The following is a 15,418-nucleotide window of genomic DNA, read 5'->3' as shown; positions in this document are numbered from 1 at the left end:
CCGATGGCGATCGCGAGTCCGCCCAGACTCATCAGATTGGCCGACATGCCGACCGCGCGCATCACGATCAGCGCGATCATGATCGCAAGCGGCAGGCTCAGGGCGATCACCAGCGAGGCACGCCAGTTGCCGAGAAACAACAGCAGCAGCACGATGACCAGAACCGTGGCTTCAGCCAGCGCCCGCACGACGGTTCCGACGGCGCGGCCGACCAGCCGGCTCCGGTCGTAAAACACGTTGATGGAAACGCTCTTCGGCAGCGAAGGCTGCAGCTCCTGTAGGCGCTGGCGGACGTCGCGGACGAGCTGCCCGGCATTGGCGCCACGCAGGCCAAGCACGAGTCCCTCGACCGTTTCGCCGCGGCCGTCGATCGTGACGGCGCCATAGCGCGTCATCGAGCCCACCAGAACGCGGGCCACATCGTTGACCCGGATCGGAATGCCGTCCCTGGTTTCGACCACGATGGCCTTGATGTCGTCGATCGAACGGATGCTGCCCTCGATGCGGACCAGGGCGCTGTCTTCGCCCTGGTTGACGCGGCCGGCACCGTCGTTGCGGCTATTGGTCTCGATCGCCCGTCGAAACAGGTCATAGGAAATGCCGCGTGCGGCGAGCGCATCGCTGATCGGCACGATCTCGAAGGCCCGCACATGACCGCCGAGCGAGTTGACGTCGGCGACCCCCGGAACGGTCCGCAGCGCCGGGCGGATCACCCAATCGAGCAGGCTCCGCCGCTCCGCCAGCGACAGATCGGGACTCTCGATCGTGAACATAAACATTTCGCCGAGCGGGCTGGTGATCGGCGCGAGACCGCCGGTCACGCCTTCCGGCAGGTCGCGCGCGATGTTGGCCAGGCGTTCCGAAACCTGGTTGCGCCCCCAGTAGATGTCGGTGCCGTCTTCGAAATCGACGGTGATGTCGGCAAGCGCGTATTTCGTCGTCGAGCGGAGGATCTTCTTGTTCGGCAACCCGAGCAATTCGAGCTCGATTGGAACCGTGATCCGCTGTTCGACTTCCTCCGGGGTAAGACCCGGCGCTTTCATGATGACTTTGACCTGAACCGGCGAGACGTCGGGAAATGCGTCAATCGGCAGGCTAGGCAGGACGACGATGCCCGCGCCGACGAGCAGAAGCACGCTCAGGGCGACGAACATGCGCTGCGAAAGCGCGAACGCGACCAGACGCTCGAGCATCACTCGCCGGCCCCGAGCCGTTGCAGTATCCCTCGCAGGGCGGTGATGCCGCTGACGGCAACTTCGTCCTTGTCCGTGATCGCGCCGGATACCACGACATGATCCTGGTCCTCGGCCAGCAGCGTCACGGGCGCGATACGAAATCCGCCCTCGATGGCGACGAAGACCGACGTCGTTTCGCCGCGTCGGACAAGCGCGCTGTAGGGGATCTCCCAGGCACTCTCACCGGAGGAAAGAAAATTGATCCGTACCGCGGCGGTTTGCCCGGGGCGTAGTTCACCGGTATTCGGCACCTCCGCTCGCACCAGAATGGTTTGGGTCGCCACGTCAGTCGTTTCCGAAACCAGCACGACCTGGCCCGGCGTCACGTAGCCGTCGATTTCCACTCTCGCCCCCGGTCGGATGGCGCGGACGCTCAATGCCGGAATCGCAATCTCGACCCACAAGGGCGACAAGCGTGCGAGCTTGACGAGTGGGGCCGATTGCTCCACCCGCTGGCCCGGGGAAACCACGATCTCAACCGCGGTTGCCGGCTGGGGCGAGGCGACCGAGAGCGTTGCCGTAATCGCGGTCTCGCTGGCCAGGCGCGAAATTGCCGTCTCCGAGAGCCCACTCAGCCGAAGCATTTGCTTTCGTTCCGATACCGCGATGCTTGCCTGCCGGGCTTCGGCCTGGCTGGTCTCCAGCACGCGCAGCGGCACCGCATTCCCCTGGAACAGTTCGGTGTTCCGCTTCAGCTGCTGGGCCGCGAGAACGTCATGCGCGAAGGCCTGCAGGTAGTCGCGCTGAAGCGACACGAAGCTAGGGCTCTCGAGCGTGACGAGCGGCTGGCCGGAATTAACCCGGTCGCCTCGCGCCACCGACAGGCTGGTGACCATGCCGGCCACGGGAGCGCTGACGACCCACAGTTGCGGGGTAGGGATAACAATCTGGGCCGGATAGGGCAGCGTCAGGTCTGTCCGGCTCGAGATGGGATGCGCGACGCGAACGCCCAGGGTTTGTGCCTGCGCGGGGCTTAGCTTTACCTCATCGTCAGCCAGCGACATGGTTGCCGGGCCTATCAAGGCGACTGCAAGCAAGGCCCGAATCAACCCGCGTCGCGAGCAAAGGTTTGCGATCGCCTGAGCGAAATCCATCGGCAAGAAACCATGTCATCGGATGACGCCGCCAAGTCGCGCGTTCCGTTGAGCCTTCAGTATTCCGTGCAGTCTCTGGTGGATTGATTTGTATCAAGCGATCGGTTGCGCCCTCAGCTCGCTCGTCTATTCAACCGTCTCGATCGAGGTGGATGCAATTGCGACGCGTTCGCGCCTGGCCTGCGCTGCGATCCGGCAAACCTGCTTCAAGCTTCCTTTGCATAGCGCGCAAGCGAAGCCTTGAGCACTTCAAGCATTTCGTCCCGCACGGGATCGCGCGTGCCGCGGGCCCAGGCCGCCGCCAGCGGCAGCCGGTTCATGTCGGACGCCTCGAGCGGGATGTAGCGGACGCCGCGCGCCGCCATGCGGGAAGTCCATCGGGGAACGATGGCAACGCCGAGTTCGGCGGCGACCAGATTGACGATGGTCTGCTTTTCATCGGCCAGCTGCACCACGCGCGCCTGCAACCCCGCCTGGGCAAACAGCTTCATGGTGAGATCGTGGCTGTGCGGACGCGAACGGCGCTCGGGCACGATCAGCGGCTGCTCGGCGAGATCGGTGATATCAACGCGTTTTCTCGACGCGAGGGGATGGCGATCGGATACCGCGACCACGGCGGTTTCGTGCAGCAGAAACAGAAATTCGAGCCGCTTGTCCGGATTGACTGGCGGCCGCACCAGCGCCATGTCGAGCCGGCCGGAGATCAGCCGCGGCAGCAGGCGGATCGTCTTGTCCTCCGCCAGCTTCACCGTGACATCCGGCCTGCGCTCGCGAAAATCGTGCAGCAGCATCGGCAGCAGGCCCGCTGCCGCGCTATCGATCGCGCCGAGACGGATGGTCGCCGCCTGCTTGCGGCCGCGGGCGTGGAATTTGACCGCAAGACTGTCCGCCTGCGCCAGCAAATGGCGGGCGTCCTTGAGCAAAGCGGCGCCGTCATCGGTCAGCGTGACGCTGCGGGTGGTGCGCGTCATCAGCCTCGTGCCGAGCCGGTCTTCGAGCAGCCGGATGTAACGCCCAAGTGCCGAGGGCAGCATTTCGAGCCGTTGCGCCGCGCGGCCGAAATGCAGTTCCTCGGCCGCGGCCACGAAACAGCGAAGCTGGTGCAGTTCCATCTGGGTCCTCCCTGCGCCAGATTATATCAAATATTTGTATAATCGTATGCCGATTGAAGGGGTGTGACATCAGGACGTAGCGTGCCGGCAAGCGCTGACCTTCAGGCGGAATCAGCCAGCCGATAAATTTGATGGGAGTGACCAATGCGGTTCAATCGTCGCGCGATCCTAACCAGTGCCCTCGCCGCCATTTCCACCTTCGCGGCGCACGCCGTCACGGCGCAGACCGCCTTTCCGACCAAGCCGATCACGCTGATCGTTCCCGCGGCATCCGGCGGGCCGACCGACACCGTGGCCCGCCTCATCGCGGAATCGATGGGCCGCACCCTCGGCCAGACGGTGCTGGTCGAAAACGTCGGCGGCGCCGGCGGCACGCTCGGCATGGCGCGGGTGTCGAAGTCGGCGGCCGACGGCTACACCGTCGCGGTCTGGCACATCGCGCATGCCACAGCACCCGCGCTTTACGACTCCCTCAAATACGACGTCGTCGCGGATTTCGATCACCTCGGCCGCATCACCGACGTGCCCATGACCCTGGTATCAAAATCGACATTGCCGCCCACCAACGTCACCGAGCTGCTGGCGTGGATCCGCGCCAACAAGGACAAGGCCACCTATGGGCATGCCGGTATCGGCTCGGCCTCGCATCTGTGCATGCTGATGCTGATGAAGGAGCTCGGCGTGCAGATCAACGGCATCCCCTATCGCGGCACCGGCCCGGCCATGAACGACCTGCTGGGCGGCCAGTTCGACGTGATGTGCGACCAGACCACCAACACCACCAACCAGATCAAAGAAAACAGGATCAAGGGTTTTGCGGTCACGACCAAATCGAAGGTCTCATCGCTGCCCGATCTGCCGCCGCTCGACTCCGGAGCCGTCAAGGGATTCGAGGTGTCGGCCTGGCACGCGATGTGGGCACCGAAGGGATTGCCGAAGGAGGCTTCCGACAAGCTTGTCGCGGCCCTTCAGGCCGCGCTGAAGGATCCCAAGGTGATCGAACGGTTTGCGAGCCTCGGCACCGAACCGGTCAAACCGGAACTGGCGACACCGGCGGCCCTCAAGTCGCATCTGACCGCCGAAGTGCCGCGCTGGAGCGCCGTCATCAAGGCTGCCGGGGCGAAGGGAAACTGAGTTTTCCGCCACCGGCGATTAATCAACGACAAACGACACGCGGCTATCAGCGGTCCGGAGAGACTTCATGAAGACCTATGCCATTGCAGCGATCCCGGGTGACGGGATCGGCACCGAAGTCATTGCCGCCGGTGTCGAGGTCCTGCACGCGCTGGCCCAGCGCGACGGCAGTTTCAAGTTCAAGGTCGATCATTTCGACTGGGGTTCCGAGTACTACAAGAAACACGGCATCATGATGCCGGAGAATGGCCGCGACCAGATCAGGGGACACGACGCCATCCTGTTCGGCTCGGCCGGCGCGCCCGACGTGCCCGACCACATCACGCTGTGGGGCCTGCGCCTCGCGATCTGCCAGCCGTTCGATCAATATGCCAATGTCCGGCCGACCCGCATCCTGCCGGGGATCACCAGCCCGTTGCGCAACGTTCATGGCCCGGAACTCGACTGGGTCATCGTCCGCGAAAACTCGGAAGGCGAATATGCCGGGGTCGGCGGCCGCGTCCACAAGGGGCTGCCGCTCGAGGTCGCGACCGACGTCTCGATCCTGACCCGCGCCGGCGTCGAGCGCATCATGCGCTTTGCGTTCAGGCTGGCGCAGTCCCGCCCGCGAAAACTGTTGACCGTCGTGACCAAATCCAATGCCCAGCGCCATGCCATGGTGATGTGGGACGAGATCGCGAACGAGATCGCGGCCGAGTACAAGGACGTCAGCTGGGACAAGATGCTGGTCGACGCCATGACCATGCGCATGGTGATGAAGCCGGAAACCATCGATACCGTGGTCGCCACCAACCTGCATGCCGATGTGCTGTCGGATCTCGCCGCAGCCCTTGCCGGCTCGCTCGGCATCGCGCCGACGGCGAACCTCAATCCGGAGCGCACGTACCCCTCGATGTTCGAACCGATTCACGGCTCGGCCTTCGACATCATCGGCAAGGGCATCGCCAATCCGGTCGGCACGTTCTGGTCTTCGGTGATGATGCTGGAGCATCTCGGCGAGCCGGCCGCCGCGACGCGGCTGATGCAGGCGATCGAGCGCGTCACCGCGGACCCGCGCTTTCACACGCCGGATCTCGGCGGCAAGGCCCGGACCACGGAAGTCACCGCTGCCGTGATCGACTCCATCCACGGCGCCAACGACTGAGGCTAACCCACGCCAGCATTACCTGGTTGACCGGGCCACCGCGGCCGAACGTTTCGACATCCATTACATTTGCGTGAGGGACTCCAAATTTAGTGCACGATGCGCGCTATTTAACCTCGCATTAACGCTCCACTGTACCTATCTGTAAACAGGGAAAGGAAATTCGCTCAAGGACAACTCCAAAAAAAGGAGCCACCTATGGCGAACGTACTAACCACTGGGGCCTGGCTTTCTGCCCCGACCAAAAAACCTTCATTTTTCGCACGATTGTTGCGCGCCCGTCAGCGACGGGCTGAGCGCACGGTTGAGCAATACCTTGCCATCCGCGGGATCAAGCAGACCGATGACGCCGAGCGTCAAATCGAGCGTCTCTACTTGAGAGCAGGCCGCTAGCCATGATCATGCTCATCATCGTGCAGGCGGCAAACAAGCTCATTCGCTTCGGCAAGGAGGTTCGCGAGACCTGGCAGGAAGCTCAACGCCTTCGTCAGGCTCTTCCCGGCCCGACCGAGGAGTAGCGCCCCGTATCGCACCTCGCCTGGGGCGGGTTCCTGCAAGCCCGTTAACCAATTGGAACCCGCCTGGACCAGTTACGCTCTTGACGCCGCCGAGCGCTAGGCCAGAATGGTCGACACGTTGCGCCGGGAGCCGATCATATGAGGTTTTTGATTACTGCGCAGGATACCGCGGGAAGCGTTACGCTCAACCGGGAGTCAGTCCCGGCTGCACTGAAGAAAGCCGGGGAATTGATATCCGACGGTTGCTGGGACGTTGAGATCGCAACGCCTGACGGAACCGTCTATCGGCCCGCCCAGTTCGATGAGTTGAAGGAACGGGTCGGCGCCTAGCGAACGTCCATTTTGGCCCTCGCTATCCGCGTGGAGCCATGACCGGATGTCGCGGGCCTGATCCCCTCATGCGTGGCTTGCGTCCGCGAGGCTGATGACCAGTGCAATGGTCCCGACCACGATGAGGCTGACGGCCCAGACGGCGTCCAGATTGAACCAGCTGCGGGCCACGAATTTCAGGCCGAGATAACGGTACACCAGCCACGCCGCGCACCCCCCGGCCGCGATCATCGCGGCGGAGTGCACAACGGACACCAGCACGGCCATGCCGAGATTGGTATTGATCAGCCTGCCTGCCGCCGCATGGCCTGCGTCAAGGTCGGCGGCCTGACACAGCCCGAGATAGATCGGCACCAGCATCAATCCGGCGCCATGCGCGATCGCCACCGCGAAGGACCACAGCCCCAATTGCGCCGGCCGTATCCGGGCGAGCGCGCGGGGATGGCGCTGATTGATCAGCCGGAACACACCAAATCCGATCACCAGAAGGCTGGCGCCGGCCTGGATCGGACGCTGCCACTGGACCAGGGTGACCAGCAGCGCGAAGGGAAGCATGACCAGCAGCATGGCCAGCAAATGGCCCGCCCATAGCGGCCACAGCGCCATAAACAGCGCGCGCGCACTCTTTTCCATCAGTCCGGCCGAAACCGCGAGCGGCCACCCCATCCCCGGGTTCGCCCCGTGATAGAGGCCGCTCGCGACGACGGCCAGCCAGAGGCCCGCAACTGTCCAGTCGGCTGCACTCAACTTCAGTACCTGGGTTCACGAATCGGCGTTGCGGCCCATCCTTCGAGACACCGCGCGAAGCGCGCGCGGCTCCTCAGGATGAGGTTTGATCTGTTGCAACATAACAGCCTCATGCTGAGGAGCGAGCGGCGCGAGCGTCTCGAAGCATGAACAGCAAGCGATTCGCCCGATCTTGATCGTGAGTACTAGGCCGAGGGATAGCAGAACGAATCGGTCGAGCAGTCGCCGCCGTCGAGCCGGATTTGATGTGCCCGGTATCCCTGCGGGAAACTCACCCAGTAATCCCCAGCCAGTTCGAGGCCACCATTGGCACCTGCATTGGCCATCACCTCGGCGCCCGGCATTCCCTCGGGATAGAACTGGTTGTCCCACGTCGAATAGAGCGAGTTGGTCCAGTACACCCGCTTGCCGTCGCGGCTGATCTCCACCATCTGCGGACCACCCGCATATGTCTTGCCGTTCGGATGCGGCGTGCGGCGAACGATGCCCCCGATGTGCACGGAGCCCGAAAGCTTCGGCTTTCTGGGATCGCTGACATCATATTGACGCATCTCGCCGGTGCCCCAGCAGGAGACGTAGAGAAACCTGTCATCCATCGACAGGTCGATGTCGGTGACCAGCGGCGGCACCGCGCCGAATCCCTGCAGCAGCGGCGGCAGCTGCTCCTTGGGTGCGGCTTCCGGTGGAATCGTCGCCGTCTTCTCGATGTGGAATTTTCCGCCCTCGCGCCACCAGGTCCAGATCGAGCCTTCGAGGTTGGTGGTGTCGACCACGACGCCGAGGAAGCCGTATTCGCGAACCGGATCGTGGGCGGGCCGCACCTCCAGCGCCATCTGATGATTGGCGCCGAGATCGATGGTCTGGACGTTGCGCCGGGCGCTCAGATCCCAGAAGTGGACCCGGTGGCCGTATTTGTTGGAGAGCAGATCCTCCGGCACGATCCCGTTCTCGAACTGCGGCGGCAAGGCCCACTCGCTCGTCACCATGTAGTCGCGCGGCAGGTTCCACCAGAAGTCATAATGCAGCGTCTGCGGACCGCGATCGATCTCCCACCGCCCGAGCACCTCGAAAGTCTGGCAGTCCATGATGAAGACGCCGGGCGGTCCGTCGGTGCCATCCTTGCCACCGCCGCCGAGCGTGCTGACATAGATACCGTCAGGACCGCAGTGAATGGTGTGCGGCCGCGAGTAACCGGTCTTTTTGAAGATTTCCTCGGGCTCGATGATCTTGTGAATCTTCGCCTGCGTCGGATCAGGCTTGGTATCGACGATATAGATGCGAGAGGACCGGATACCGGGGATGATGAGATAGCGACGCTCCAGGAAGGCGTGCCCGGAGAGCGGCGACAGCGAAGACGAGCAGGCATTCCATCCGAAGTGGTGAAACTCGTCGCCCTTGTTCGGCATCGTTACCGTGTGGACGATCTGGCTGTAGGTCGGAGACCCCGGCTTGACGTCGATCACCGCGAGCGCATCGGACTTCGAGAAGTCCGGGCTGAGCAGCAAGGTATAGGCGAAGTTCTCGGGCGGCGCCTCCATGGCCAGTTTCGGCGATGCGTGGAAGGTCGGGTCGGGCCTGATTGTCATCGTACTGCCTCCCTGTTGAACGTTGCATACTGAAACGTCTCAGTGGCACGCGGCAGCAATTCCGGCATATTGAGTTTTGCGAGAGCTGCACTTGGCCTGCGCGCGGCGTCGATTATTGCAATGAGGTCAAGCCTAATTGAAGGCACTGACGACGGAAAGTGGAGGTCGTTGATCGGCAATCGCCGTCTAAACTCCTTCCCGCGTTGCGCGAAAAACTAATTTCTCGAACCGGATCAAGGCGATTTGCCCTGTCCAGTCCCCCTTTTCAGAACATTTCGCTTAACACGTCGGGCAGATCACTTTTTGCAGAATCCCCCGCCCTGCCCCATCTCGGAGGGGCGTTTCGTGAACGTCACGATGTCGGGGCGGGATGGTCGAGTTGGAGCTCTATCTGATGTCGCGCGCCCGCGGCATACCGATCGAGGCGCCGGCGGTGCGGCCGTGACCGGCAGATCGCAGATGCTGATTCGGAACGATCAGATTTCATTGACACGTTGTTGTGACAGTCCGTTTCGATCATTTCCAGTCCACGGCAAATTTAAAAATCGCTTCGAACGAAATCCCGACTCATTGTGGTCGCATCCCGTTCACGCTGGCTTTGTAAGACACGCCCGCAAGCAACGCATCGAGGCAGCCATGAACGCGGAATTCGACTACGACCTGACACGGGATCAATGGGAAGCGCTGAAGGCGCTTCGCCTGCCCGCAGCCGAACGCCGCATCAAGGATCGACTGACTGCGAGCCTGATCGCGCTCAAGCTCGCGGCCATGGCCGGCGATGGTCCCGTCATTACGGCGAAAGGACGCAGCGTGCTGCTGCGTGGTTCGCCGCAGCTTTGGGACGTGGCAGCATGATCAGGCATTTCAACCAAACCCCGCTTGCTGAAGACGCCTGCAGCTGTCGGCGATATCGGCATCGGGGTTATGCGAAATCACCTCCAGCATCGGCAGCTCGGTACATCGGATCTCCTTCATGGTCGATGCAATGCCGGTGAGCGGAACATCGCCATACCCCAAGGGATCGTGCTTGTAACTTTGCCGCGTCGTATCGGAAAAATGCACGAGGCTGACGCGGTCGCGGACGCGTCGCAATCCGTCGGTCGGCGCCTCGCCGACGAAATGGGCGTTCGCCACGTCATAGATCACGCGAATGCTGTCATCGCCATAGCCGTCGACCGCGTTCATCAGCGAGTCCGCATCCGGCAGGAATGCGAACGGCATGTTCTCGATCAGAAGCCTGGTGCCGACCTGCCGCGCCAATGGCGCCAGCGTATCCAGCGCACGATAGAAGTGCGAGATCATGCGATCCCTCGGCATCGGAAACAGCGGATTGGGTTTTCCCGGACCAACAATGATCCCGCCTGCTCCCAATTCACCGGCGCAGCGCACGAACTGCACCAGCAGATCGAGCGTGTAGGTCCGCATTTCCTCGGCGGCCGCGGCGATATTCATGTCGACGTTCGGCATGTTGACCGACACCAGCCGCAGCCGCGCTTCGCACAGATTGCGCAAGCCGCGCAGCGAGGCCGCGTCAAGCTCGGCCGGCCAGAGGTGGCCGGGAAAAAACATCAGCTCGACCCCGCCATAGCCCTGGTCGGCCAGCCGCGCGACGGTATCGGCTGCACTGCCGTTGAAAATATAGGAATAGGTATTCACGCCAAACCCGACGGCCATGTTGGTCATGCTTGTCCCCTTTGCCGCGCCAGATCACGGCCGGCGATGTAGCCGAATGTCAGCGCCGGTCCGAGCGTGATGCCGGGTCCCGGGTAGTTTCCGTTCATGATCGAGCCCATGTCGTTGCCGCAGGCATAGAGGCCGGTGACCGGTACGCCATTCGTGTTCAGGACCCGCGCATCGGAATCGGTTCGAAGGCCGACAGCGGTGCCAAGGTCCGCTGGATAGATCCGAAGCGCATAAAACGGCGCGCGCTCGATCGGCGCGACGCAGGGATTGGGCGAATGACCGGCGTCACCGAGGTGGCGCTGATAGATCGTCGAGCCGCGTCCGAATTGCGGGTCACTCCCGATCCGCGCATGCTCGTTGTAATTGTCCACGGTAGCGACCAACACCGATTTTTCGACGCCGATCGAATCGGCAAGCGCACCGATGCTCGGCGCCTCAATCAGCTCGCCGCTTCTGAGGTAGCCTCCGATGCGCCAGCTGAACGGCTTGATACGACCAAGCCCGTAGCTCCAGAGAAATCGACGATCGCCGACAAGGAAGAACGGACGACCCTGCGTATCGTTGCCGTCTGCCAGCATGGCGCGGACGAACTCGTGGTACGACAGCGCTTCATTGACGAAGCGCCGCCCTGCCGCATTGACCGCGATGACACCCGGCTTCGCGCGGTCCGTCACCGTGTGCGGGAAAACGCCCTGGCTGCCATCGGCCCGCCGGAACAGCGACGCCGGCACCCAATAGGCGGGATCCGCCACACGCGTCCCGATGCCGGCGCCACCGGCCATCGCCAGACGCAAACCATCTCCTGTCCCGGCGGGCGCCGTGGCGGAGACAGAACCTGCCGCAGCGGGAAAGAACTTTTCGCGAAGGTCTACATCGTGCGAAAATCCTCCGGTCGCCAGCACTACGCCCCTGCGCGCTGCGATCGAGCGGACGCCGAATGAGCCTGCGACCCGCACCCCGCGAACGCCATCGCCGTCGATCAGCAACTGCTCGACGCTGGTGTCGAACAGGATCTCGACGTTCCGGGCCAGCAACGAGGCGTAAAGCCGCGCCGCCAGCGCATTGCCCAGATGCAGCGTGGTACCCCGGGGCGCGCGAAGCCGTTGCAGCGCATGGCGCGAAATCAGGCGGAGCGACCGCAGCGTCGAGCGAACCGAACGCCCGAATTTGCGAAGGTGCGGAATGTCTGATCGATTGACCATCATGCCGCCGAACAGGGTGAATTCCGGCAGCGGCGGGCGCAGCCGCCCGAAAAGCTTGCCGAGTTGCGCCCCATCGAAGCTGACGGGTTCCAGCACCCGGCCTCCCGCGGTGGCGCCCGGCAGATCAGGATAATAGTCGGGATACACCTTCACCGGCTGTAGCCTCACCTCGGTATTCGCTTCGAGATAATCTATCGCCTCTGGTCCGCGCGAGAGAAAGGTGTCTCGCAGATCGCTATTCTCGGGTTCGGGAACGGTGGCGGCGAGATAATCGGCGGCATCGGATGGACTGTCGGGCAGACCTGCCTGTTTCATCTGGGCGTTCACCGGGATCCAGACCATCCCGCCCGACCAGGCCGTGGTTCCCCCGACAAACTCGGTCTTCTCGATCACGAGAACGCTCAGTCCCTCCGCGGCAGCGACCGCGGCCGCCGTCATGCCGCCGGCGCCCGCGCCAATTACCACGACATCGTAGGCGTCGGAAACCGGCATGATGTGCACGCCCGCGCGGTCAGAGAACCTTGCCGTCGTCGGTGACCGGTGAGGTGATCACCAGAAACACCAGATCGACCAGACCCGAATTCGAGATGGCGTGCTCGACGCCCGGCGGCAGAAAGATGAAATCATGCTTGCGCACGACATGGTTCTTGCCGGCGATCTCCATCAATCCCTCGCCTTCGAGCACGTGGTAGATCTGTTCCTGAACCTGATGCTTGTGTCTCGCGACATGCGCCATCGGCTGATACATGGAGATGCGATAGTCGATGTGACGCGACCCCGCCGTCTCCGGCATCACCAGCGGCTTCGACAAGGCGCCGCCGAAATGATTGGGAAATTCGCGCCATGGCACTTCGGCGATATTGCGGATGAAGGCACCGTTCTCTTCAAAGGCCATCGTTAATCTCCCTGTTGTTCTCATCCTTGGCCGTTTTCCCCGAGGCCCGCGACGAAGTCGACGGCCTCGCATCCGGCAATCCGCCCGAAGACCAATGCCCGCAACACCGCAACGGCATTCGGCGCGGTGCCATAAAAATGTCCGGTGGTTTCGCCGGCCGCGTAGAGGCCCGGCATCGGCGCTTGCGCGCCCAAAACCTCCGCCTTCTCGTTGGTCGCAAGACCACCAAATGTGTAGGCGAGCCCGCCGACCAGGGGATACGCAAGAAAGGGAGGCTTCGTGATCGGTCGCGCCCAGTTTGATTTCGGCGGCTCCAATTCGGTTGCCGTCGCCAGTCCATCGCAGCGGGTCGCATCGAATTGCCCGACATTACCGGTTGCCGCCGCGTTGAAGGCCTCGACCGTCTCGATCAGATTACGCGCGGGAACCCGGATCTGCGCCGCAAGGTCTTCGAGCAACGGCGATTGATACGGCGGCACCTCCGACCGGATCGCGCGCTGATAGCCCTCAATATCGAACAGGCGGCTGTCGAGGATCGCATAAGCGATACTGTTTGGCCGCGCGAAATGGATATCGCGGGCGAACGCTTCCCAGGTTTCGTGCACGAGACCGCTTCCTTCATCCATGAAGCGGCGGCCATCCTGATCGACCACGATCCCGTAGGGGTAGACCAGCACGACCGGCGCGGAACCCGTGCTGCGCGGATCGATCGGTTCGATATGCATGCCGTTCCAGTCGCCGGAAACGCTTGCGCCATGGTCCGTCGCCATGCGGATGCCGTCGCCAGTGTCGAAACGCGTTCCCGGCGAGATGAGTTTTATCGTTTCGGCGGCGGCGCCGAACTGCGCGCGCATCATCGCGGGATTTCCCTGGAATCCGCCCGAGGCGAGAATCACGGCGCCAGCGTCCAGCGTGATCGAAGCTCCGTCAGCGGACAGGACGGCAATGCCGCTGACGCGACCGCCCTTGCCGAGTACCAGCGCCTTCGCCTCGTGTTGGTAGCGAACCTTCACCCCTGCGCTTGTGGCAGCCGCGAGGAGCTTTTCGACGATGGCGCTGCCGCCGCCCAGCGGCTGGATCCGGGCCGGCCCGGCGCTGAGATAATAGATCGGCGTGACGAATTCGACGCCATGCGACTGGAGCCAGCCAATCGTACGCACCGCATGGCCGGCGAGCTTGCGAAAATAGCTTCGATCGGCCGATCCGCCCGAGGCTTCCCGCATGTCCTCTTCAAAGTCGGGCGCGACCCGATCGGGTGCTGCAAGGCGAATATAGGAAGGACTCCAGCGTGTATTTCCTCCGGCATCGGCCTGGCTCGACTTCTCGAGCAAGGTGACGTCGATATCCAGTCCCCGGCTGCGCGCCTGCTCGGCCACCGAGAGCGCCGCGGCGAGGCCCGCCGCGCCATGACCGACCACCACCAGCTTTGAAGGATTTCGCGTCATCTGCAGGAAATCACGGCTCGGGCCTCGCTTAGGTAATCAGCGCTCCCCCATCGATATAGACGATCGATCCCGTCGCAAAGCCGATCGTCATGAAGGCGAGGATCTGCCGTGCGATATCCTCGCCGGTGCCGACGCGGCCGACCGGCAGTCCGGCCGCCGTTTTCGCGAGCATGTCGCGGCGCGCCTCTTCCGGCATGGCGGCGCGGATCGGCGTATCGATGATCCCGGGCGAGACGGCGTTGACCCGCACCGGCGCCAGTTCCAGCGCGAGGCTGCGCGCCAGCGACTCGATCGCGCCGTTGGCGGCGCCGACAATGGCGGAGTTCGGCCGCGGCCGAATGCTGAGAAAGCCGGAAACCAGCGTGAGCGATCCGCCGGGCCGGATCTCAGCCGATCGCGCGACGCGCCAGGCGCCCCAGAACTTGCTTTCCATGGTGGCGCGCACGTCGTCCATCGCCACGGTCTTGAACGGCCCGGTGCGCAGCTGCGCCGCGGTGACCACGACATGGTCGACCGGGCCACAACGGCGGAACAGATCGGCGATGCTTTCATCGCTGGTGACGTCAGCGGGAATCGCGGTGGCGTTCAGCTTGGCTGCGACCGCATCCAGCCGCTCGACATTGCGGGAGGCGACAACGACATCAGCGCCTTCCCGCCTGGCGAGTTCGGCGGTCGCAAGACCGATACCGGAGGAACCTCCGATAACGACGACCTTCTTGCCTGTAAGCTGCATACCAATTCCCCCGATGATCCTTGTTCAATATCTCCTCGTCATTGCGAGGAGCGACTTGTCCGCCGAAGCTCGCAGAGCGAAGGCGGAAGCGACGAAGCAATCCACCTTTGCCGCGGTAAAGCTGGATTGCTTCGCTCCGCTCGCAATGACGTGGAGAGAATGATGACGATCAGGTCGGGTCGAATCGCGTCCCGATGCCCGGCTTGCTTCGCCCGAGGCCGGGCAATTCCCAGATGCCGGCGCCGGAAGGATTGATATCGGCGGCGATATCGACATCGATCAGGTAAGGCTTGTTGGCGGCGATGCCCTTGCGAATGGCTTCGCCGAGATCGCCGGCGCGGTCGACGCGCACGCCCTCGACGCCGCAGGAACGCGCCATCGCCGCGAAATCCGGATTGTAGCGCTGCCCGGTGGTCGGGTCATGGAAGTCGGTGGCGAGTTCGCGGCCGCCGAGATAGCCGCGCTGCAGGCCCCGGATCGAGGCATAGGCGTAGTTGTTCCAGACCACCCAGACCACGGGCAGATTATATTCGACCGCCGTCCCCAGCACGTTGGCGTGC

15 protein-coding genes are annotated in these 15,418 nt (G+C 63.2%); 4 read left to right on the top strand and 11 right to left on the bottom strand.

What is annotated here, in order from left to right:
* From Q7T45_RS18265 to Q7T45_RS18255, 3 genes are all read right to left on the bottom strand, one after another.
* On the bottom strand, positions 1-1,193 hold a 1,193-nt coding region (locus tag Q7T45_RS18265; protein WP_304872442.1), incomplete at its 3' end, for an efflux RND transporter permease subunit.
* Positions 1,193-2,329 carry an efflux RND transporter periplasmic adaptor subunit gene (locus Q7T45_RS18260; RefSeq protein ID WP_304872441.1) on the bottom strand — a complete coding sequence of 379 codons (1,137 nt, stop codon included), beginning with the start codon at positions 2,327-2,329 and terminating at the stop codon, positions 1,193-1,195. The genes Q7T45_RS18260 and Q7T45_RS18265, both read right to left, overlap by 1 nt.
* Positions 2,330-2,535: 206 nt before the next feature.
* Positions 2,536-3,441: a LysR family transcriptional regulator gene (locus Q7T45_RS18255; protein ID WP_304872440.1), complete on the bottom strand. Its 906-nt coding sequence runs from the start codon at positions 3,439-3,441 to the stop codon at positions 2,536-2,538.
* A 144-nt stretch (positions 3,442-3,585) separates the two neighbouring features.
* Here Q7T45_RS18255 and Q7T45_RS18250 point away from each other — a divergent pair, with 144 nt between their 5' ends.
* From Q7T45_RS18250 to Q7T45_RS18240, 3 genes are all read left to right on the top strand, one after another.
* Complete coding sequence (locus Q7T45_RS18250; protein WP_304872438.1) at positions 3,586-4,575, top strand: tripartite tricarboxylate transporter substrate-binding protein; 990 nt, start codon at positions 3,586-3,588, stop codon at positions 4,573-4,575.
* A gap of 67 nt (positions 4,576-4,642) precedes the next feature.
* On the top strand, positions 4,643-5,719 hold the full coding sequence (locus Q7T45_RS18245) for a tartrate dehydrogenase (RefSeq protein ID WP_304872436.1): 1,077 nt from the start codon (positions 4,643-4,645) through the stop codon (positions 5,717-5,719).
* A 395-nt stretch (positions 5,720-6,114) separates the two neighbouring features.
* Positions 6,115-6,237, top strand: a complete 123-nt coding sequence (locus Q7T45_RS18240; RefSeq protein ID WP_304872435.1) for a hypothetical protein — start codon at positions 6,115-6,117, stop codon at positions 6,235-6,237.
* Positions 6,238-6,633: 396 nt separating this feature from the next.
* Here Q7T45_RS18240 and Q7T45_RS18235 read toward each other — a convergent pair whose 3' ends face one another.
* Both Q7T45_RS18235 and Q7T45_RS18230 read right to left on the bottom strand, forming a co-directional pair.
* Positions 6,634-7,314 (bottom strand): hypothetical protein, encoded by a 681-nt coding sequence (locus Q7T45_RS18235; protein WP_304872434.1) that lies wholly within the window; start codon positions 7,312-7,314, stop codon positions 6,634-6,636.
* Between the two features lie 185 nt (positions 7,315-7,499).
* Positions 7,500-8,900, bottom strand: coding sequence for a selenium-binding protein SBP56-related protein (locus Q7T45_RS18230; protein ID WP_304872433.1), 1,401 nt, complete (start codon positions 8,898-8,900; stop codon positions 7,500-7,502).
* 459 nt (positions 8,901-9,359) lie between these two features.
* Between Q7T45_RS18230 and Q7T45_RS18225 the strand changes: the two genes are divergently transcribed.
* The gene (locus Q7T45_RS18225; RefSeq protein WP_304872431.1) at positions 9,360-9,755 is read left to right on the top strand and encodes a hypothetical protein; all 396 of its coding nucleotides are present in this window, start codon (positions 9,360-9,362) and stop codon (positions 9,753-9,755) included.
* Between the two features lie 9 nt (positions 9,756-9,764).
* Here the strand turns inward: Q7T45_RS18225 and Q7T45_RS18220 are convergent, their stop codons facing one another.
* The 6 genes from Q7T45_RS18220 to Q7T45_RS18195 all read right to left on the bottom strand — a co-directional run.
* Positions 9,765-10,583: a sugar phosphate isomerase/epimerase gene (locus tag Q7T45_RS18220; protein ID WP_304872430.1), complete on the bottom strand. Its 819-nt coding sequence runs from the start codon at positions 10,581-10,583 to the stop codon at positions 9,765-9,767.
* Positions 10,580-12,280 carry an FAD-dependent oxidoreductase gene (locus tag Q7T45_RS18215; protein WP_304872443.1) on the bottom strand — a complete coding sequence of 567 codons (1,701 nt, stop codon included), beginning with the start codon at positions 12,278-12,280 and terminating at the stop codon, positions 10,580-10,582. Before Q7T45_RS18215 ends, Q7T45_RS18220 begins: the two co-directional genes overlap by 4 nt.
* 16 nt (positions 12,281-12,296) lie before the next feature.
* Positions 12,297-12,680: a cupin domain-containing protein gene (locus Q7T45_RS18210; protein ID WP_304872429.1), complete on the bottom strand. Its 384-nt coding sequence runs from the start codon at positions 12,678-12,680 to the stop codon at positions 12,297-12,299.
* 20 nt (positions 12,681-12,700) lie between these two features.
* Positions 12,701-14,125: an FAD-binding protein gene (locus tag Q7T45_RS18205; RefSeq protein ID WP_304872427.1), complete on the bottom strand. Its 1,425-nt coding sequence runs from the start codon at positions 14,123-14,125 to the stop codon at positions 12,701-12,703.
* Between the two features lie 28 nt (positions 14,126-14,153).
* The gene (locus Q7T45_RS18200; RefSeq protein WP_304872424.1) at positions 14,154-14,858 is read right to left on the bottom strand and encodes an SDR family oxidoreductase; all 705 of its coding nucleotides are present in this window, start codon (positions 14,856-14,858) and stop codon (positions 14,154-14,156) included.
* Between the two features lie 169 nt (positions 14,859-15,027).
* Positions 15,028-15,418, bottom strand: a 391-nt coding sequence (locus Q7T45_RS18195) for a thiamine pyrophosphate-dependent enzyme (RefSeq protein ID WP_304872423.1), incomplete at its 5' end; no start/stop codon positions are given.

The organism is Bradyrhizobium sp. (genome assembly GCF_030646015.1).
In the GTDB taxonomy this organism is placed as follows: Bacteria; Pseudomonadota; Alphaproteobacteria; order Rhizobiales; family Xanthobacteraceae; genus Bradyrhizobium.
The sequence above is the reverse complement of the archived record's forward strand: the minus strand, read 5'-3'. Positions and strand labels throughout refer to the sequence as shown.